This is a genomic window from Clostridium sp. UBA5712, assembly GCF_002419845.1.
Classification (GTDB): Bacteria; Bacillota; Clostridia; order Clostridiales; family Clostridiaceae; genus Clostridium_J; species Clostridium_J sulfidigenes.
This window is the reverse complement of sequence record NZ_DIGW01000011.1, coordinates 123,666-144,131: the sequence shown is the minus strand read 5'-3', so window position 1 is coordinate 144,131 and position 20,466 is coordinate 123,666. Positions and strand designations below refer to the sequence as shown.

Annotated in this window: 16 protein-coding genes; 15 read left to right on the top strand and 1 reads right to left on the bottom strand. The window is 26.3% G+C overall.

Annotated features, from left to right (window positions below; all coding sequences use genetic code 11):
- Nucleotide 1: 1 nt before the first annotated feature.
- From B3B03_RS06960 to B3B03_RS06950, 3 genes are all read left to right on the top strand, one after another.
- Nucleotides 2-1,249 (top strand): DUF6179 domain-containing protein, encoded by a 1,248-nt coding sequence (locus tag B3B03_RS06960; RefSeq protein WP_346876840.1) that lies wholly within the window; start codon nt 2-4, stop codon nt 1,247-1,249.
- 89 nt (nt 1,250-1,338) lie between these two features.
- Complete coding sequence (locus B3B03_RS06955) at nt 1,339-1,962, top strand: class I SAM-dependent methyltransferase (protein WP_346846742.1); 624 nt, start codon at nt 1,339-1,341, stop codon at nt 1,960-1,962.
- A gap of 156 nt (nt 1,963-2,118) precedes the next feature.
- Nucleotides 2,119-2,673 carry a Type 1 glutamine amidotransferase-like domain-containing protein gene (locus B3B03_RS06950; protein WP_346876839.1) on the top strand — a complete coding sequence of 185 codons (555 nt, stop codon included), beginning with the start codon at nt 2,119-2,121 and terminating at the stop codon, nt 2,671-2,673.
- A gap of 567 nt (nt 2,674-3,240) precedes the next feature.
- On the opposite strand, the gene B3B03_RS06945 is transcribed toward B3B03_RS06950, so the two are convergent.
- Nucleotides 3,241-3,693, bottom strand: a complete 453-nt coding sequence (locus B3B03_RS06945; RefSeq protein ID WP_346876838.1) for a VOC family protein — start codon at nt 3,691-3,693, stop codon at nt 3,241-3,243.
- Between the two features lie 127 nt (nt 3,694-3,820).
- Here B3B03_RS06945 and B3B03_RS06940 point away from each other — a divergent pair, with 127 nt between their 5' ends.
- The 12 genes from B3B03_RS06940 (at nt 3,821) to B3B03_RS06885 (ending at nt 20,456) form a co-directional block, all read left to right on the top strand.
- Entirely contained in the window at nt 3,821-4,759 is a 939-nt protein-coding gene (locus B3B03_RS06940; protein ID WP_346876837.1) for a YafY family protein, read from the top strand.
- Between the two features lie 211 nt (nt 4,760-4,970).
- A complete protein-coding gene (locus tag B3B03_RS06935; RefSeq protein ID WP_156964363.1) occupies nt 4,971-5,291 on the top strand; it encodes a PadR family transcriptional regulator in 321 nt (106 codons plus the stop codon).
- Nucleotides 5,292-5,306: 15 nt separating this feature from the next.
- Nucleotides 5,307-6,035 (top strand): DUF2812 domain-containing protein, encoded by a 729-nt coding sequence (locus tag B3B03_RS06930; RefSeq protein ID WP_346876836.1) that lies wholly within the window; start codon nt 5,307-5,309, stop codon nt 6,033-6,035.
- A 254-nt stretch (nt 6,036-6,289) separates the two neighbouring features.
- Nucleotides 6,290-7,024 carry an Rpn family recombination-promoting nuclease/putative transposase gene (locus B3B03_RS06925; protein WP_346876835.1) on the top strand — a complete coding sequence of 245 codons (735 nt, stop codon included), beginning with the start codon at nt 6,290-6,292 and terminating at the stop codon, nt 7,022-7,024.
- Between the two features lie 119 nt (nt 7,025-7,143).
- Nucleotides 7,144-7,668, top strand: coding sequence for a GNAT family N-acetyltransferase (locus B3B03_RS06920; protein ID WP_346876834.1), 525 nt, complete (start codon nt 7,144-7,146; stop codon nt 7,666-7,668).
- Nucleotides 7,669-7,783: 115 nt separating this feature from the next.
- Complete coding sequence (locus tag B3B03_RS06915; RefSeq protein WP_346876833.1) at nt 7,784-8,566, top strand: GNAT family N-acetyltransferase; 783 nt, start codon at nt 7,784-7,786, stop codon at nt 8,564-8,566.
- A gap of 452 nt (nt 8,567-9,018) precedes the next feature.
- A complete protein-coding gene (locus B3B03_RS06910) occupies nt 9,019-10,248 on the top strand; it encodes an HNH endonuclease domain-containing protein (RefSeq protein WP_346876832.1) in 1,230 nt (409 codons plus the stop codon).
- Between the two features lie 562 nt (nt 10,249-10,810).
- The gene (locus B3B03_RS06905) at nt 10,811-12,955 is read left to right on the top strand and encodes an AAA family ATPase (RefSeq protein WP_346876831.1); all 2,145 of its coding nucleotides are present in this window, start codon (nt 10,811-10,813) and stop codon (nt 12,953-12,955) included.
- The gene (locus B3B03_RS06900; RefSeq protein ID WP_346876830.1) at nt 12,952-13,920 is read left to right on the top strand and encodes an HNH endonuclease; all 969 of its coding nucleotides are present in this window, start codon (nt 12,952-12,954) and stop codon (nt 13,918-13,920) included. The genes B3B03_RS06905 and B3B03_RS06900 overlap by 4 nt, the downstream gene beginning before the upstream one ends.
- Before the next feature lie 319 nt (nt 13,921-14,239).
- The gene (locus tag B3B03_RS06895; RefSeq protein ID WP_346876829.1) at nt 14,240-15,991 is read left to right on the top strand and encodes a DUF262 domain-containing protein; all 1,752 of its coding nucleotides are present in this window, start codon (nt 14,240-14,242) and stop codon (nt 15,989-15,991) included.
- A 248-nt stretch (nt 15,992-16,239) separates the two neighbouring features.
- Entirely contained in the window at nt 16,240-16,809 is a 570-nt protein-coding gene (locus B3B03_RS06890) for a hypothetical protein (protein WP_346876828.1), read from the top strand.
- Between the two features lie 338 nt (nt 16,810-17,147).
- Nucleotides 17,148-20,456, top strand: a complete 3,309-nt coding sequence (locus B3B03_RS06885; protein ID WP_346876827.1) for a DEAD/DEAH box helicase family protein — start codon at nt 17,148-17,150, stop codon at nt 20,454-20,456.
- Nucleotides 20,457-20,466 lie beyond the last annotated feature (10 nt).

Below are 20,466 nucleotides of genomic sequence, written 5' to 3'. Positions count from 1 at the left end.
TATGGAAGAAAGCAACAAGAGTTTAATGGCGTTTTCAGATAATATTCAAATAGATAAAAATATAAGTGAAGAAGATAAAATGCTTATTGAGTTTAAAATATGGAATTTACTTGGCAAGCACACTGAGCGATATACAATGGGTGATAGCACATCAGTTCCAATAGAAATAGCGGAAGAGTTACTTAATTCAATTTGTTTTTCATTAGGATTAGAATTAAGAGAATTAATGAACGCAAAGGAAGTATTTATGGAAGAAGATATAAGTGACTTGTTAAAAGCTTCTTGGAGTAAAATAGCCTCTTTGATGGAGAGCGGAAAGAAATTATTAGAAGAAGTTAGAAAAAGTTCATCTAATATAGAAAACATATCATATAAGGATACAATAAATGAAATAGATAGATTTTTTAATAAATATGACTATAGATTTTTTGCTCATAAGATAGACTGTAGCATAGATTATCAACTTTCTAATGCCATATCAGAAAAGTTGCAGGGAATTGAATATATAAATGAATACTTAAAAGCGCTACTTATAGAAAATGAGTTTTGCATATGTTTTGATAAGGATAATATTATTTATATTCTAAATAGCTATTGCTCTGATTATAAAGAGCTATTAATTAATATTTTTGAACCAATACTAACAAATGCCATAGGGCTTGATATTTTAGGCGTGGATATATTAACATTAGAGATTTCGGCATTGCAAAGAGAAACATTGTTAGGGATTTTTAGAAACTTGTCCAAAACTGAAATTTTAGTAAAATTAGAGAGCTCAGCAAAGAGCATTTGTAATGTTTTAGGGATAGTTGATAATGAAAAGAAAGAATATATCCAAAAAACAGCTGTGAATATTTATCCTAGAATTGAAGTAGGATTATCCACAGGAAATATTGATAATATATTTTTATCCTTTAAGTATGAAGATGATTTAAAAGAAAGTGAGTTTATAGATAATGATACTATGGATAATGAAAGGTTACGCAATTTAATCAATGAAATAAATGATTGTAGATTTATTTCAGATAAGATTGCAATGGTAAAAGAAGAGGTTAATAGCTTAAGTGACCTAGTGGAAGTCCTAAACCTGTGTTTTTGGGAAGATGAAGCTTTAGAATTATTTAAAACACTTTCAAAGGAAGAGATTTATATTATTAAACACTATTTAGATAATAAATATGAAGCATATAGTTCAGATTCACAATGGGAAATTAAATTTATGCATTATATAAGAGATCTAAGTGAATAGTAATAAAAACTTTAACATTACTTATCCATTTGCTTTAGGGGTTATTATTGTTACAGATTCAAAAAATATATTTTAAGGAGAGCGAAAATATGACGGAGTTTTGGGAAAAAAGTTTTATAGAAAAACAAACAATGTGGGGATTTAAACCATCAGAATCAGCCATTATTGCCAAGGATTGCTTTATTGAAAATAATATAAAAGATATATTAATACCTGGTATTGGTTATGGAAGAAATGCAAAGGTATTTATTGATAATAATATAAATGTTACAGGAATCGAAATCTCAAAAACAGCTATTGATTTAGCAAGGCAACATGGGATTGATATTAATATTTATCATGGTTCAGTAGGAGATATGCCTTTTGAAAATAAACTCTATGAAGGTATATTTAGCTATGCACTTATTCATTTATTAAATGAAAGTGAGAGGGAAAAATTTATTAGTGATTGTTATAATCAATTAAAACAAGACGGATATATGATTTTTACAGCTGTTTCAAAGAAAGCTCCTATGTTTGGAAAAGGAAAAAAACTTAATGAAAGTTATTATGAAACTAAAGACGGAGTAAAAATCTTTTTTTATGATTCAGAATCAATAAAAAAAGATTTTCAAAAATATGGACTTGTAGAATTTTCTGAAATTGATGAAATAGATAGTGATAATAAAGATAAACCTCCAATGAAGTTTTTGTTGATAAAATGTAAAAAATAAGTATAATCATTACATTTATATAACTTATCTAAGGCTGTTTTAAGCAGAAAATGTCTACTATAAGTAATGTTATATTTACAAAATATGTTACACTTAAATAAGTAAGAAATTTTTTAATGACAGGCAAATAGTATTTTGTAGAGGAGATTTTTAATTATGCAAAATTTGATATTAACATCTACTGGATTTACTAATAGAAATATTAAAGAAAAGTTTTTAGAATTAGTAAATATGCCTAAGGATAAAATTAGAGCTATTTTTATTCCAACTGCTGCAATAACAGAAGACGCAAAGGTATGGATTCCAGAGTGTAAAAACGACCTTTTAGATGCTGGTATTTTAGAAGATAACATAGTTACATATGATTTAGATAGAATTATGAGTTGTGATGAAATTTGTAATTTTAATGTTATATACGTTTGCGGTGGAACTACACAACATTTATTGAACAAAATGAACGAAACTAATTTTAATATTCCATTGAAAAAATTTTTACATAACGGAGGGATATATGTAGGAGTAAGTGCAGGGAGTGTTGTTTTATCACAAAATTTACCTAACAATTTAGGTTATATCAATTGTACGCTCAATGTTCACGCAGAAGAAGGTACAGAATGTGGATATTTAAATACAAGTGATTGTCCTAATATTAAATTAATGGACAGTCAAGCCATAATAATTACAGATAATGATATTGCTATAATAGAGTAAAAAATCAAATGTTCGTATTATTAATATGTTATACACATAAAATAGTATATATTACAAGTAATAATATAGATTATAGAGAGATAGAAATTTGTGGGGAAGATTTCAAATGAACATTGCTCCTTGGATTGCGATAGGTACTGCTATTTAGGCGGTATTGTTACTATTAGTATTAGTAACAATAATAAAAAGGAGAAAAATAACAAGAAATAAACTACAATTTGTTTAATTAGTTAAAAAGGTTTATATAGAAAATATTATTTATGTTTATCTTTCATATAAATTTGATATAAAATAGATAGGAAACTCACTCAGTCGAGCTGAGAAGTACAGAATTCTTAGAAAAAGTGCTAATCTTTACGGGATGTAGCACTTTTTCAGTACTTTTAACTTCTATATCAAGACCAAGAAATTTAATCATAATTTTTAAGTGATGCTCTAAATCTTTGATTTAGTTAGCAGGACTTACTCAGTGAGCGAATGTGAGTCGAGTTTCCTAAGTAATGTATAAAAAGATTATGTTTTAGAATTAATCTAATTACATAAATTTATTTATTACAAGAGTAATTTTCACTTTAATCTTTCATCGAAAGATAATTGAATTTTAATACCAAATGGATCTTCAATGATTCCATATGCTTTACTAAATATATTACTAGCTAATGGTACAATTATTCTAACTCTCTTATCTGCGATTAAGCTATCATAGAATTGATGGATTTCCTCCAAATCAGCACTTTGAACACATAGAGAGGTATTATTACCAACTTTGTACTCTTCATTGGCATCCATTGTATCTTCAGCAACCATAACCTTAGTATTGCCAATTTTTAAAACAGAGTGAGAAATATAATCTTTATTTTCATCATTAATTTCTCGTGATTTATCCCCCATCTTTAACATATCTGCATATGTTACAATCATTAACTGTTCTGCGTTAAAGTGTTTCTTATAAAAATTAATAGCATCTTGTGCTTTTCCATTCATTGAAAGGAAAATAGCTGTTTCTAAGATTTTACTCATAATATTAATCTCCTTTTTGTAGTAAATTATATATCAATGATTATATTATTGATATAAATATATTATAATATTTAAAGGTGTCAAAATGTGAAACCTTTACTTAAGATAATTTAAAAACGGAGGATATATGAAAAAATCAGAAAGATTAAACCATATGATAATGTACCTAAATGACCTGGATTGCTTCAATTTAAGTGACTTAATGAATAAATATAACATTTCAAAAAGTACAGCTTTGCGTGATATTAGTTCATTAGAAGAATTGGGAATGCCTATTTATACAGAGCAAGGTAGATACGGTAAATATGTTATATTGAAAAATAGATTATTGTCACCTATTATATTTACCATAGACGAAGTATACGCGCTGTATTTTGCAATGCTCACACTAAATGCCTACGAGTCTACACCCTTTCATTTAAGTGTAAATAAACTAAATGAAAAATTTGAAAACTGTCTATCGGAAGAACAAATAGAAAAAATTAATAAGATGAAAAAGTCCTTACAATTTGAAGCCTCTAAACATAATAATGTCAGTAAATTCTTAGATAGGATTTTAGAAAGTATTATTAATGAAGTTAGTTGTACGATTAAGTATTTGAAAAATGATAAAACTATAAATTACCATATTCAGTTTTTAAAAATTACATCTAAATTTGGACAGTGGTACGCTAGTGGAATAGAGCTTAATAGTAATAAATACAAAGTTTTTAGATGTGATAAAATAACCTCATTAGATTTTAGTAGTGAGAAGCAAGAATTTCTAATTGATGATGTTATAAACTCTCCCATAGAATTTTACCAATCTGATAAAAGTATTCATTTTGAAGTAGAGATTTTAGATGGTGCATCGGATATTTTCTACAAGGAACATTATCCTTCTATGAAAATAGAAACAGGAACAAAGACAATTATAAAGGGATTTTGTAATGTAGGTGAAGAAGATTTTATATCTGATTATTTTCTTAGATATGGCACTTGTATTAAATCAGTAAAACCGCAATGGTTAAAATCCATTATTTATGAAAAGATCAAAAAAATTCTAAATCATTATGAAGAAATCTAAAATTCATCTACACTAAAATATTAATTCAATCATATCCTTTAGTTTATGCAAGAAGCCTTTTTTATCAGTATATTTATATATTTTAATAAAAATATATAAATAACGAAACCAATAAAGAAAAACTTGACAAGTATATCATTTATGGATATATTATATTTAATGATATATCATTTAATAATATATCATTAAATATAATATGAAGGAGAATTTTATGCCAAGAAAAGATTCTATTGATATAGGGGAATTAACAGATTCTGCTTTTTATATTTTATCTAGTGTTGTTGATGAAAAGCATGGATACCTAATTATGAAAACTATTGAGAAGTTTACTAATAATGAAGTTACTATTGGTCCTGCATCACTTTATACAACATTGAAAAAGCTTTTAGCAGCAGATTTAGTGGAGTTAAATTGTGACACAGATGAAAATAAAAAAATATATAAAATAACCAATAAAGGACGAGAGATGCTTATAAAAGAGATTGAACGTAAAAAGCAGATGATCAAATTCGCTGAAAATTTTTTGGGTTAGAAAAGAGGGATATTTTTGAAAAGTAAATATGTAATGATTAATGGGTTTGCATTTAGTGAAGAAAGTGATATGGAAAAATTAAAAGAATATGCAAGGAAAGGTTGGATATTAGAAGATATAGTAGGAGGGTTTTTCTATAAACTAAGAAAAGATAAATCTCAAGATATAATATATAACTTAGATTACCAAACAGAGGCAAATGAAGAATACTTCACTATATTTAAAGAAGCAGGATGGAATTGTATTGTTTCTATAGAAAATTATATGCACATTTTTTCAGCGCAAGCTGGAACTAAACCTATTTATAGTGATTGTGAATCAGAAATAGATAAATATACAAGTATAAGAAATCAAACAAGAAAAGGGACTTTATATTCTTTAATACTAGCTATAGCTCTAATGGGGTTGTTAGTTGTTTCTTTAGTTGCCATTAAACCTATATTTTTGATTATTGTTGGATTGTTGATAATTGATATATTTGTATTTGTCTTTAATTTTATGCCTTATTTAGCATATAGCTCTAGAATTAAGCAAATAAAAAAAGATGGTACGTGTAATTGTAAAGCAATAGATAATAAAAGTTCATGGATATTAGATGCAATTTCAGGGGTTCTATGGTTGGCAATAGGAATATGGCATTTAACCGGGAAACTATATTTTTCTGCAGCATTTTTTATAATTTTTGGTGCTTTTTTTACTTTTTCAAGTTTAGTCTACTTTAAGAAATATAAAAAGTCTTTATAAATTATATAAAGTATGATAGAAGTATTTTTTAGAAACAGTAGAATTTCAGAATTCTGCTGTTTTTTATATATTCTAATTTTAAGTTAAATCATACAAAATATTTCTCAAATGAGAATAAGAACAAATGTTTGTGTCGATAATTTAAATAGTAATAAACTAAGGAGGAATTGAGACATGAACAAATTATTAAATCCTAAAAATGATGTTGTATTTCAAAAAATATTTCTTTAGAGGAAAAAGCACTAAATTTATCTTTGATTGCCAGTGAAAAGCTAAGTATTTTAGATATTAATGTAACAACAGAAAATAGTACTCATATCAATGTAGAAATACAGCTGATAAATCAGTATAATATGATTAGAAGGACAATATTTTACTTATCAAAGATGATATTAAAACAGTTGATTAAAGGAGATAATTATAATCAACTTAATAAAACTATAACTATAAATATCTTAGATTTTGATTATATTAATGATGAGAAGTTTCATAGTAGTTATCATCTATATGAAGATATGACAAAGAAATTACTAAGTGATATTGTTGAAATTCATTTTATAGAGCTTAAGAAGTTCGAAAAATCAAAGAAAGACTATAATAATAAGTTGCATAGATGGTTAAGCTTTTTAATAAATCCAGAGGGAGAGGAGATAGATATAATGAAAAAAGAAGATACTGAAATCAAGGAAGCAATGGATGTTCTATACAATATCAGTGGTGATAAAGAGTTAATACAACTAGCTGAGATGAGAGATAAAGCTATAAGGGATGAGAAAAGTAGACTTCAAGGTGCTAGAGATGAAGGGATAAAGCAAGGAGCAAAAGATGCTTTAGCTAAAAGTACTATAAAACTTTTAAGGAAAAAATTTAAGGATATTCCAGAGAATATAATAGAGTCTATACTTAAATTATCTTTAGAAAAGATAGAAAAGATTAATGGAGATTTGTTTGATATAGAGTCCATTGAGGAGTTAAGGAAGTATATTTAATCATTAGAAAAATACAAAAGGAACAATGACCAATTATATTCTAGTATCTGTGTCCTTGGGGAGATTAGAAGCACTGGCGATTCAAAAATTATTAATGAACTAAATAGGGGGGGGTTACAATGATTTATTATAATAATGATAATTTACTTATACGCTCTATGATAAAGAGCGATATTGAAAATTTGGTTCATGGTTTTGCAGAACAAAATTGGCATAAACCATATGAACTATTTAATGACTATTATAATCAGCAAGAGAATATTGAAAGGTTAGTGATTATTGCTGAAATAAAGGGTGATGTTGCTGGATATGTTACATTACTTCCATGTACCAAAGTTGGTCCTTTTGCACATAAAAATATACCTGAAATTGTTGATTTTAATGTCCTTATTAAATATCAAAAAAGAGGTATAGGTAATAAGATCATGGATGTAGTAGAGAGCCTTGCAAAAGAAAAAAGTGATTTTGTTTCTCTATCGGTAGGACTACATTATGGTTATGGCTCTGCTCAAAGAATGTATGTAAAACGAGGATATATTCCAGATGGTACAGGGGTTTGGTATAATGGAAATCAATTAGAACAATATGCAAAATGTGAAAATGACGATGATTTGACTTTGTATTTTCTTAAATCATTTTTATAGAGCTTAAGATGGTGGAATATATAAAAATGAGATAACAAAAGCACTTAAAAATAATTAATTTAGTTAGCTTATTAAGCATATATAATTAAGAAAAGATATTAAAAGGGGGAATTTGATGATAAAAGTAGAGAAAGTAACATCACCAGAAGAAAGATTTATTTTGAATAAAGAGTATATTAAGACTTTAGCATCGCCAATAGATGGTTACTGGGAAAATGTAATTATAGGGAATTCCCAGTGCTATATAATTATTTATAATGGAAAGAAAGCAGGTCATTTTTTCGTCGATTCTAAAAAAACTTTGGTACAATTCTATACTTTTACAGATTATTTTATACATGCACCAGAGATTTTTGAATATATTATTGCGAATAATATTGCCGAAAATGCTACTGTTTCTACTAAAGAGACAGAATTTCTATCTTTGTGTCTTGATTATCAGAAGAATATATCTATAGATTGTTATCTTTTTGCTGATAACAAAAATATAAAATATGAATTGGCCAATTTTAAAGATGTGTCCTTCAAATTAGCTAAAAGCAATGATATAGTCACTATAAAAGCAAAATGTGACCCTGCATTTGAAGGTTATTATGAAGATTTAATAGAAAACAATCAACTATTCGTACTATACAGTGGTGACATTCTACTAGGAATAGGTGAATTTAGAATATTTAAATCAAATGAACAATATGGTGATATAGGAATGGTTGTCGCAGAGGAATACCGTAAAAAAGGTATCGGAGCATATATTATAACTCAGCTAAAGGAACATTGCTATAGAAATAATTTAAAGCCCATGGCTTGCTGCAACCCTAAAAATATAGCATCAAGAAAAACATTGGAAAAATCCGGATTCATCGCCAATCATAGAATTATATATGTAACTTTAAAGTGATGCTGCCATGAATTATCAACTTAAGGTGACAGCCATCATATGAGTAATGAGTTTTAAAAAGTAACATAGTATCAACACTGTTATTAAACATAGCTAAACTTTCAAGGAAAAAGTTTAAAGGTATTCCAGAGAATGTAATAGAATCTATACTCAATTTATCTTTAGAAAAGATAGAAAAATTAATGGAGATGTGTTTGATATAGAATCTTTGGAGAAGTTAAAGAAATATATTTAATTAGAAACACCTAGAAACAGTAGAATTTAAGAATTCTGCTGTTTTTTTATGTAGTTACAGGTTAAACAAAGGAAATATTTGTTGAATATGGTATGAATTTATTGAGCAGTGGACAGGGAGGTGGTACAATATATGTGTAACGTGTAATATATTGGTGGATGGGTTAATGCATCTTTAAGATATAAGAAATAAAGTAGCCATAGGAATGGGGTAGAGCATGAGTAAAAAGGGTATTATAAATGAAAATAATTCATTAATAGACGACTTAGAGAAAAATCAATTCCATGTTAAGGATATTACATCCTCGATTATTACTAATCCTTATGGTGCTATTACCTTACCTTATAATGGTGGTGTAGATTTAAATAGCTTTTCACGAATATTGGAAGATAAATTAAGCAGTAGCTATAAAATATTTTGGTTCTTTGGAATCTATGAAGAGATAATTAAGGGAAATAAGTACATATCCTTTAGAAAACTTGTATGTAGAATGATAGTGGGAGCATGGTATCCTGTTACTCAATACAAACTTAGTTTAGGAATTCAAGATAGGCTCTATGATTTAGTAATATTAATCCATGAAAAATATAATATACCTTGTGAAATAAATAAAAATAAGCTATTAGAGCTTATAGAAAATATAGAAGATGTTGAAGTTGAAAAAAGGATTAAAACACTTCATGATTATGTACCTTATAGACTTTTAACTCCCTTCTTTACTAGGGAATTAGCTATAGTTAAAGAAGACTTTAAGAAGAATGGTATTAAGAGAAATAAGTTTATAGCTGAGCTAACCAATCTAGATGAGAGAGCTATATATAAAATAGATGTTGACAATAAGGTCATAGAGATTAATGATTCTTGGTATAAGTACATAAGAGCTAATCAAACTATTATATGTGGATGGATGCATTATAACCTGGTTTGTTATCTTCAAAAGAGAAATCCTAACGTACCAGCAATTCCATTTAAAATCACAGCACCAGGTAAAAGGGATCTAAGTAAGGCAACTAAGTTTTGGACAGAGATAAATAGGGATAAAACTGTAAGTGATATTTATACAGGAAAGGAACTAACAGAAGAGAACTTCTCTAATTATGGGAATCTAAGCATAGATCACTTTATTCCATGGAGCTTTGTACTACATGATGAACTATGGAATTTAGCACCTACCTTTAAAAATGTGAATAGTCAAAAGAGTAATAAACTACCTGACCTTAGCTTATACATGGACAAGTTCTGTGAAATTCAATATAAAAGTTTTGATACAATGCAAAGAAATCCTAAAAGATATAAAAACCACTTAGAAGGATACTTATCCATAAATATAGCTGCAAACAATGAAAGAAAAATTGAAAAAGAAGAGTTCAATAAAAGATTAAAAGCAAATATAGAGCCTCTATATCAGATAGCTTACAACCAGGGATATGGGATTTGGGAGAGGTAATAGGATTAAAGTATAATATAAAAATAAGAATTTGAAGGAGGATAAATTATGCCTAATCACTTTGGATTGAAGGTACTTGAAGGTAAACGTGGACTATAGTTAACGAGAGAAAATTATATGTTAGTTAGTAATAAAAATACATTAATGAAATTCCTTATGGATATTTACGCTGATGAAGAAGGTAGAATATATTAAGATCAATGGTGTATAAACCGGCAAGGTGACTGTTTAAAAAGCTATGATCTAAATATGGAAAATAAATAAGTTTCTTAAAAGTAATGATGTTTCATTGAAGTATTTGACCTTAATTTCTATGATAAAAAAAGCGTAAGTTGAAGTAGGAAGAATATAGTAAGATATCATTCACAAAAATATCCTTAGATATTGAAATAAATTGTGAGAAATTGTTTTAATAGGTAAAAATAATGTATCATAATAAAGAGTATTCTTTTGAAAGTATATTATAATTGTATGATATTTAATTTATATATTTACTAATTATTTTTATTTTAATATGTCGACAATATATATAATGGAAAATTAATGATTGGTGTGAGAATGAATGGAACTTATATATTTATATATAGAAAAGTATAATAATATATTGAAAAATCAAGAAATTAATTTTTCACCTAATTTTCATGTGAAAATTATGAATAAAAAATTAATTATTGAGAATAAAGTATCTTATATGAATGAATTATATCCTAATAATATTAAAAATATCACTATGTTACTTGGTAAGAATGGCTCTGGAAAATCAACAATATTAGATATACTAGGAATGAATAGACATGATAGATGTAATGAATCAATAAAAAGAAAAGGTAAATCCAGAAGTGAAATTGTTGACAGCTATTTTATACTTTATCACATACGAGGAGATTATTTTGGAATTGAAGTTATGGACAATATAGGTTCAGAGGATAAAATAACGAAGTTATTTAAGAATAATTTAACAAATTTCAATTTCGATAAAATTAATAATCCTTTTTACAAAGTTCCTATGGGATTGATAGTTAAAAAGGAGAATAGTAATTTTCAAGTTGTAGAACACTTTTTTCGTCAATATTCGCCGCTTGGATATAGAATAGGCGAAGAAATAGGGGTAAATTATATATCAAATAGTTATAGTAAAAGATTAGATATAAGAAACTCCTATATCGGAAAAGATGAAGAAAACTATGAATATGATGATTACTTATGCAAAAGAAGGTATTATTTAAGCGCCAGTAAAGAGATGCAATATAAGTTTATTAATTATTTAAATAGTTGTAATGACTTATATTTTTGTGGAGCATCAGCAGCTATAAAAATTACTACAAATTTTGAATATAGTTTACTATATGAAAAAAATAATAAAGACATGGAAAATTGGATTAAATATTTAGAAAAAACATTATATATGGATAAAGCAGATAGAAGAAATATTATAAAATTATCAAATGATAATTCAATAGATGACAAAGCCAAACTTGAAAATAGTAAAAAGATATACAAGGAATCATTCATTTTAGATACATTATCAAGTTATATTATTCATCAATTTGTAAATGGTATTTGCAACATGATAGATAGTAATCCTACAAAAAAGAGAAATAGTAAAGGAATTAATATTGATCTTTCTAATTATAAACACGTTGAATTTCTAAATAATTTAAAGAAGAGAGAATATATACAGTCTAATTCTAAATCTCTTTTCGGAGCTTTATTAAATAAGACGAGGGAATATGAAAATTTAATTAAGGTAATAAATTATTATAAGGAAGATATAACATTAAAAAACTATGATAAGTTAATGTTTACAAGTAGATATCTGTATTCAAGAATGGAAAGTGAAATTGCACTAGGTTCAGAAAGTAGATATCAAATAGCTATTGAAGATTTTATAAACGCTTTAAATTTATTAAAAGACCAATATTTTCATAAAAGAAATATATCTATTAGTTGCAATTCAGAGATAGATGAGGAGGTTATGAATGTCTTTAGAATATATGATAATTATTTGAATACAAAATATAGTGATATAGGTATGAGATTTCAAATTGAGATTTCTAATTTATCTGAAGGAGAAAATAATTTTTTAGATTTGTTATCAAAAATATTTGATATAATAACAAAATCCAAAAAAAATAAATTATTAATACTTTTATTAGATGAACCTGATAAAAGTTTACATCCTGAATGGAGTAGACGATTTATAAAATTTTTATGTGATGAAATATCTCCATACAAAAATCAAAATATTCAAATAGTATTATCCACACACTCTCCATTTATGGCAACAGATGTTATGTCAGAACACATATATTGCTTAGAAAATATGAAAAGTATAGAAGGGAGTAAAATCAATATATATTCTATGAATAAAAAAAATGATAGAATTCATAATACTTTTGCAGCAAATATTTATGAAATTTTAAAAGATAGCTTTATATTAGAAAAAACAGTAGGTGAATTTTCTTATAATAAAATAGTTCAGCTAATTAAAGGATTTAACAAAGATGAAAATGATATAGGGTACGAAAGGTTTTTAATAAATTCAATTGGTGAGCTACCATTAAGAAAAAAACTTGAAGATATGTATAGAAAAAAAAGAGAAAATAATTATAAGTTGAAGAATAGTTTGTTAGAGCAAATAAAGTCAGAAACTAATGAAGCCAAACTAAATAAGATAAAAGAAATTTTAAATGGTGATAAAGTATGATTAAGATTGATTTTGAAAATAAGAAAGAAAGTATTGAAAAAATATTTTGGGATTGGTTTTACAAGTATCATTTGAAGGAATTTTTAGAGGTAATAAGTAATGATGCTATTTTACAAAAGCTTATATTTGAAGATGAAGAAAAATACTTGTTTTGGAAAAATGATATTTCTAAATATAAAAAAGCTGATTATAAGTTGTTAAAAGATTTTTTCTTTTCAGTACCTCAAAAGCATTTTGAGTACTGTGAAAAAATGAAGGGGTTACAAGTTAATAGTAAATCAAAAAAATTTTTTCTGGATAGATATGAAAATCTCAGAAACTCACAAATGCCCAAAATTATTCATGCATTAGACGTTCATTCATGTCCATATTGTAATCGAAACTTTATAGATGTGTATTATAAAGGAGATGGGTTAAAACCAAATAAATTTAATGGCGATATAGATCATTATTTTGCTAAATCAAGATATGAGTATTTAGCCTTAAGTATTTATAATCTTATACCTTCATGTAAAACTTGTAATCAAGAAAAGGGAAGAAACATCCAAGAGAAAATACACTTTCATCCTTATATGGATAGTCATAGAATATATAGATTCAAGACAAACTTTGACTTAGATGAGGATGTGATTACCATTGATTATTTATATGGATTGTCAGAGAAATTTAATATTGAAGTATTTGATTATATAGATGAAATTAATGCAGATAGTATAAAAGAATCAGTAGAAACATTCCATTTAGAAGATAAGTATAAAAATATGATTTCCTTAGCACAACAAACAATTAGAAAAGCTTATATTTATAATAATGGATATCTTAAAGATTTTGCTAATCTATATTCTGATATATTAAACGAAAAAGAAATAATCAAAATTTTATTTGATTATGAAGAGGAAGGCTTTTTAAATAAACCTTTATCTAAATTTAAATATGATTTGATGAAAGAATTTGATGTAATCTAACAAAATACTATAGAATTAAGAATGTTTTAATAGATTGATATTTGAAATATGAACTTAGTATTATCCATAAAACTGAACATGTTATGTCTAGAATGTTCTTAATTTATGAAAAGAGTTTTTTATATTTCAATTGAAGAATTAGAAGCTTTAGTTACAAATATAGAACCTATAGCAGAGTTACAAAGACAATGATTGCTGAAGAGTATAGGCAATCTCTATCTTCAGATGAGGTATATGATAATTCTATTACTGATATTTATGATGAAGAAGATGATGAAGAGTAAATTACATCTGAGTTGAAATAATTAGGGGGATTTTTATGAATTTTGAATATAATAATATGCAAATAAGAACTGTATTAGGATATAATAACAAACAATTATATATTCCTAGATACCAGAGAGATTATTCATGGGGAAAGGAAGAAATAGCAGAGTTTGTGAACGATATATTATCTGAAATTAGTACAAATAATGAAAAAGAATTAGTTAGTAGTGAATATTTTTTTGGAACTATTTTGTTAGCTGGAAGTTTTAATGAAAGTGGTAGAAATATTGAAGTAATTGATGGACAACAAAGAATTACAACTATGACTATATTTTTATCTGCATTAGCTAAGAGTTTTTTCAATATAGGTAATGAAAAGTTAGGAAATTTAGTTTGGACATATATTATGAAAGAGGATGATAATGGAGAGGATTATAAGATATTAAAAAATGACACAACTAATTACTATTTTGAATATTTAATTCAAATGAAAGAAATATGTAATAATGCACCTATAGATGAAGAACAAGAAAAAATAAAAGAAGCATATGAATACTTTATTGATATATTAAAAGAAGATAAATTAATAAAGAAATTAAAAGAAGTAAATAAAAATGTTAAGTTAGATAATATAGAGTATTTAAATATATTAAAAGTAATTAGAGATCAATTGTTAAATAGTAACATTATATGTATATCTACAAAAGATAAAAAAAGTGCTAACTCTATTTTTGAAATATTAAATGCCAAAGGGAAAAAACTAGAATCTATAGATTTAATAAAGAATAGTATTTTTAATTATTTAGATACAGTAGAGCCAACTGATCATGCAAATAACATTTGGAAAAATATTAAAAATAAATTAGTATCAAGAAAAGAACGAGTTGAGTTTTCAACATTTTTTAGACATTACTGGATATCAAAATATAAAAAAGTTAAAGATGATCAGCTATATAAGGAATTCATAAAGACAATAAAAGAAGAAAAGTATAAAGAGTTTTTAGAAGAACTAGAAAAAATGGCTGATTTATATGTAAAGATAATTTGTCCATTAACTGATGATTATGAAAATAAAAAGCAATATATGTATATTATTGAAAATCTAAAATACTTAAATGATTATTTTAATATAAAGCAGATAAGAGTATTGCTATTAGCATTGTTTGATGCAAGAATAAACAGAGATATATTAACAAATAAAAAGTTTAAGGAAATATTAATATATTTACATGGGTTTCACTTCACATATAATGCCTTATGTACAAAGAGATCAAATGCATTAGAAGGAAAGTATTCAAAATTTGCAATTAAATTAAATAAAGCTAAAGATAAACAAGTTGCTAATAAAATTATAGATGAGTTAAAAGAAAACTTAGATGCTACATTTCCGAGTTATGAAGAGTTTGAGCAGGAGTTTATCAAGTTAGAATACTCTAAACACAAAAATCAATCTAATATGCTATCTAAATATGTTTTAAATAATATAGAGAAGCATTATTCAAATTTAGATGTATGTCATATAAATGGATCAATTGAACATATATTAGGTGAAGATACTAATAGAACATGTACTTTAAATATTGGGAACCTTATATTATTAGAGGAAAATATAAATAATAAAGCTGAAGACAAGGATATTATTGAAAAAATAAATATATATGGGGAGTCATCTTATAAATATGTTTCAAACTTTAGACAAGATTATAATCATATTAAAGTTTGGGATGAACAAATAATAAAAGACAGGGCTAAACAAATGGCTAAATTATATTATGTAGAAATTTTAGGAAAGAAAATTATTTAGTCAATGATATAAATATGGAGAAGAATATGAGCTTGGATAGATTAAAAATCAAAATTAATTGGAGTAATTTTTATATATGAAAAGATGGAACCTGTTATAGTGATGGTATAGATTTCGATCTAAAGCCAGAAGATTTTTTTAGGTTTGCGAAGGCTGATTATGAAAATTTAGATAATAGGGGACTAGTAGGAGTATTAAGTAATTCAAAGCGCGCTATAGATTGTCAGGTAGATTGGATTATATCATATTTGGGATTTGATTATTTAAATTTTAATGAATTAAGATATCCAAGTGTAAAGGTGATAATTAATAACTTTGAAGGAAGCTTGATATACAATAGTGAACTTTCGTTTAAATTACGATTTATACAGGCATTAGAGATAGCACCAGCATTTTTGATATCTAAAATAAGAAGATTTAGAAATAAACTAGAACATGAGTATATAATATCAAAAGAAAATGAAGCAAGGGAAGCTATCGAAATAGCAGAATTGTTCATAAATGCAACTCAAAATGTGATTTTACATAAGTTTTTTTCAGACTATTGTATACGAAATGAATATAATGAAAATGATATTAAAATCAAATCACCATTTATTTTTGTAAGATTTGATTTATATTCCGATAAAGAATCATTAATTAATTTATATTATAATATTGATGACATAGATAAAGGAGAAATAATTTTGAAAGCAGAAGATAAAGAATATATATTTTTTGTTAAGGCATCTATTTCACATAATTTTAGTTATTTGCCAAAAATATTTGGATGTAATATAAATTTTAAATATATAAATTACACAATAAAGGAATTCTAGATATATTATAAAATTTAACTTAAATGGATTACGAATAATTCAATACAATTTTTTTAATATGGATAATGAATGATGAAAAATAATATTCATGTTCATTATTCCCCTACAACACATTTAAGTGCTGTAGGGATTTTTTATTTCTGAAATAAAACCTCTTTAATGTATCTAACAATAAACATCATATTCATCAGATGACAGTTTATTTATATAGCTAAATATAAATAAATACTGTAAAATCATATTATAAAGTGTTTTAATATGTAAGATTAGCTAGTAAGTTAAAATATTAATTTACTATATATGTTTTATAGTAATAGAATTTGGTGGGGGAAATTGCGATGTCTAATTTTAATTTTTTAAGTAAGAAATGGCCTTCTTTAGCTAAGTTAGGTGTACAAGCTGAGAGTTATATTCATAAAGATAATAATGCGTCTATGCTTAAGATTCGTATGTTTGGGGAACAAATAATAGATTATATACTGGTAGCTCTAAGGATAGATGTAGATAGATTTGCAACTCAGGATGATAAAATTAAACTTTTGAGAAATACAAAAATTAATGGAGCTATTCCAGATTTATTTGACATAGTAAGACGTTATGGAAATAAGGCTAATCATCAAGGATATGAAAATAAAAAGGATGCTCTAGAATGCTTAGTTTCAATGTATAAGGTTGCAGCATGGTTTTATATAAAAGTTACGAAAGATACATCTATAAAGCCATTAACTTTTAAAGTGCCAAAGCCTAAAAGCACTAAGGCTCCAGTATATAACATTGAGGATTATGCTAGTGAAAAAGAAGAAATTAAAGAGAATCATACAAAAGAAGTCAACTCTGTTAAAGAAGAACGAAAAGGAATTACTGAAACTCAAGAAGATAAGAAGATTGAAAGAGAAGTAGAAGAAACGCTAAATCTAAATGAAGCTGAAACTAGAAAGAAACTTATTGATATAATGCTAAAGGATGCAGGGTGGGATATTAATAATAAAGAGCTAGTAAAATTAGAACTACCGTTAGAAAATCATAAAGACCAAGGTAAAAAAGGTTTTGCTGACTATGTATTATTTAATAAGAAAGGAAAGCCTGTAGCAGTTGTAGAGGCAAAGAAATCTTCTGTTGACCCAATTATAGGGAGACAACAAGCTGTAGAGTATGCCAATACAATAGAAAGAGATTATAGTATAAGACCAGTAGTTTTTTATACTAATGGATATGAAATCTATATGTGGGATGATAGACATAGTGAACCAAGACAAATTTGGGGGTTCTATACATTAGATGATTTAGAGGAATTATATTTCAAAAATAAATACAAAAAAGATTTAAATAAAATTGAAATAGATAAGAATATTGCTGGTAGACCATATCAAATAGAAGGAATAAAAAGAGTTTATGAAAAATACTCCAATGGATATAGAAAAGCACTTTTAGTAATGGCAACTGGAACAGGGAAAACAAGAACTGTTATAGCATTAACTAAAGGTTTAATGGAAGCTAATTTTGTTAAAAGAGTTTTATTTTTAGCTGATAGAGATGAACTTGTAAAACAAGCTAAAGAAGATAAAAATAGTTTCAAGACGTTTATGCCTGAGCAAATATCATGTAGATTTACTGGTAAAAATGCTGATAATAGAGAAGCTACATTATACTTTTCAACATATCAAACTATGATCAACTATTATAGCAAATTTAGTGTAGGATTCTTTGACCTGGTAATATGTGATGAATCTCATAGAAGTATATATAAGACTTATAGAGATATCTTAGAGTATTTTGACTCAAATATAATAGGACTTACAGCTACACCAGTAGATTTTATAGAACGTAATACTTTCGATTTATTCAATTGTGATACAGAAGATCCTACTTTTAATTTTTCAGTAGATCAAGCATGGAGTCATATACCACCATATCTTATTGAGCCTAGAGTAATTGATGCAACAACTGATTTCTTAAGAAAAGGAATTAAATATAGTCAAATGACAGAGGAACAGAAGCAACAAGTTGATGAAGAAGGTTATGATGGTGATGAAATAGAGTTCACTAAAGAGGAACTTGAGAAAAAGGTTACCAATAAAGATACAAATAGATACATTTTAAAAACCTTAATGGATAATGGTATAAAAGTTGGAGACCACATAGGGAAAACAATAATATTTGCGAAATCTAAAGGACATGCTAATTTATTAGATTCTTTATTTAATGAAATGTACCCACAATACAAGGGGAAGCTTACAGCAGTAATATATTCTGGAGTTAAAGATAAGGAAAGACTTATAGAGGATTTCAAAAATGAAGAGTTTCCTAGAATAGCAATTTCTGTTGATTTATTAGATACAGGAATAGATGTACCAGAAATTGTTAACTTGGTATTTGCTAAGCCTATTTATTCAAAGGTTAAGTTCTGGCAAATGATAGGTAGAGGAACAAGAAGATGTGATAACTTATTTGGTGATGGATTAGAGAAAAGTGAATTTGCGATTTTTGATTGTTATAAAAACTTTGAGTTCTTCGAAATGAATCCTAAAGGATTTATACCAAAACCTCAAAAAACATCTATGCAAGTAAGATTTGAGTTTATGTGTAAATTGTTAGAAACATATAAGACGAAGCGAGAAAGTGATATTTGTGATGAGTTTGTAGAGAAAATAAAAAAAGATATTTCAGAACTACCAACTGAAAGTATAGAAATAAAGAAAAATAGAAAGAAGATAGAGCAAGTTAAAAAAGAAGAATATTGGAGTCACTTAAGTGAGGATTTTATTAAAAAGTTAAAGTTAGAAATAGCGCCATTAATTCAATGGATAGAAGCTAGGGATAACTCTGATGCAATTGCCTTTGATAATTCTATTTATAGAATACTTCAATATTTTGAATCTAATGATAAGGATGGATTAATAAGAGAGATTAATACTACAATGGAGAAATTAGCAATGCTAAAACTTAATATTAATCAATTTGATGGAAAGAGAGAACTAGTAAAATCATTATTAGATCCATCAGGATGGGAAGAATTAAGTTATGAAAAACTTGAAAAAATTAGGATTGATTTAAGAGATCTTATGAAACATAAAGGGGCAACAGCTAGTAGTTTTGTAGTATTTGATATAAAAGATACTGGAAGTATGATTAAAGAGGTTAGTGCAGGGTCAGTATTGTATGGTGCTAATATGGAGCCGTATGAGAAAAGAGTAAAGTCTGCCATAGAAGATAAATTAAAGGATCAAATTATAATTCATAAAATTAGAAAAGGTGATAAACTATCAGAAGTTGAAATAGATGGAATTTATTCGATTTTTGGAGAAGATTTTGTTTATAGTATAGATGAGCTTTCAAGTAAAACAGATATAGATAAAGAAGATATTGTTGGTATTATTAGAAAGTTTGTTGGTATAGATGAGATTGAGTTAAATAAAATATTTGAAGAATTTATACAAAAGCATCATAATAAGATGAATTCTACACAAATTAAAACTTTGGAGTTAATTAAAAATGATATTGCTAAAAATAAAGGGATATCTTTTGCAGCCTTATTTGCACCACCGTATACATCATTTAATCCTAATGGGGTAGATGGAATTTTTGGAAGAATGGCTGATGAAGTATTTGATTTAATTGCTCCATTTAAAGCAACATATATATCTTAAATTTAGGGAG

Coding starts and splice junctions, on each gene's coding strand:
- B3B03_RS06960 (WP_346876840.1), top strand. CDS start 2: ATGGAAGAAAGCAACAAGAGTTTAATGGCGTTTTCAGATAATATTCAA.
- B3B03_RS06955 (WP_346846742.1), top strand. CDS start 1,339: ATGACGGAGTTTTGGGAAAAAAGTTTTATAGAAAAACAAACAATGTGG.
- B3B03_RS06950 (WP_346876839.1), top strand. CDS start 2,119: ATGCAAAATTTGATATTAACATCTACTGGATTTACTAATAGAAATATT.
- B3B03_RS06945 (WP_346876838.1), bottom strand. CDS start 3,693: ATGAGTAAAATCTTAGAAACAGCTATTTTCCTTTCAATGAATGGAAAA.
- B3B03_RS06940 (WP_346876837.1), top strand. CDS start 3,821: ATGAAAAAATCAGAAAGATTAAACCATATGATAATGTACCTAAATGAC.
- B3B03_RS06935 (WP_156964363.1), top strand. CDS start 4,971: ATGCCAAGAAAAGATTCTATTGATATAGGGGAATTAACAGATTCTGCT.
- B3B03_RS06920 (WP_346876834.1), top strand. CDS start 7,144: ATGATTTATTATAATAATGATAATTTACTTATACGCTCTATGATAAAG.
- B3B03_RS06915 (WP_346876833.1), top strand. CDS start 7,784: ATGATAAAAGTAGAGAAAGTAACATCACCAGAAGAAAGATTTATTTTG.
- B3B03_RS06910 (WP_346876832.1), top strand. CDS start 9,019: ATGAGTAAAAAGGGTATTATAAATGAAAATAATTCATTAATAGACGAC.
- B3B03_RS06905 (WP_346876831.1), top strand. CDS start 10,811: ATGGAACTTATATATTTATATATAGAAAAGTATAATAATATATTGAAA.
- B3B03_RS06900 (WP_346876830.1), top strand. CDS start 12,952: ATGATTAAGATTGATTTTGAAAATAAGAAAGAAAGTATTGAAAAAATA.
- B3B03_RS06895 (WP_346876829.1), top strand. CDS start 14,240: ATGAATTTTGAATATAATAATATGCAAATAAGAACTGTATTAGGATAT.
- B3B03_RS06885 (WP_346876827.1), top strand. CDS start 17,148: ATGTCTAATTTTAATTTTTTAAGTAAGAAATGGCCTTCTTTAGCTAAG.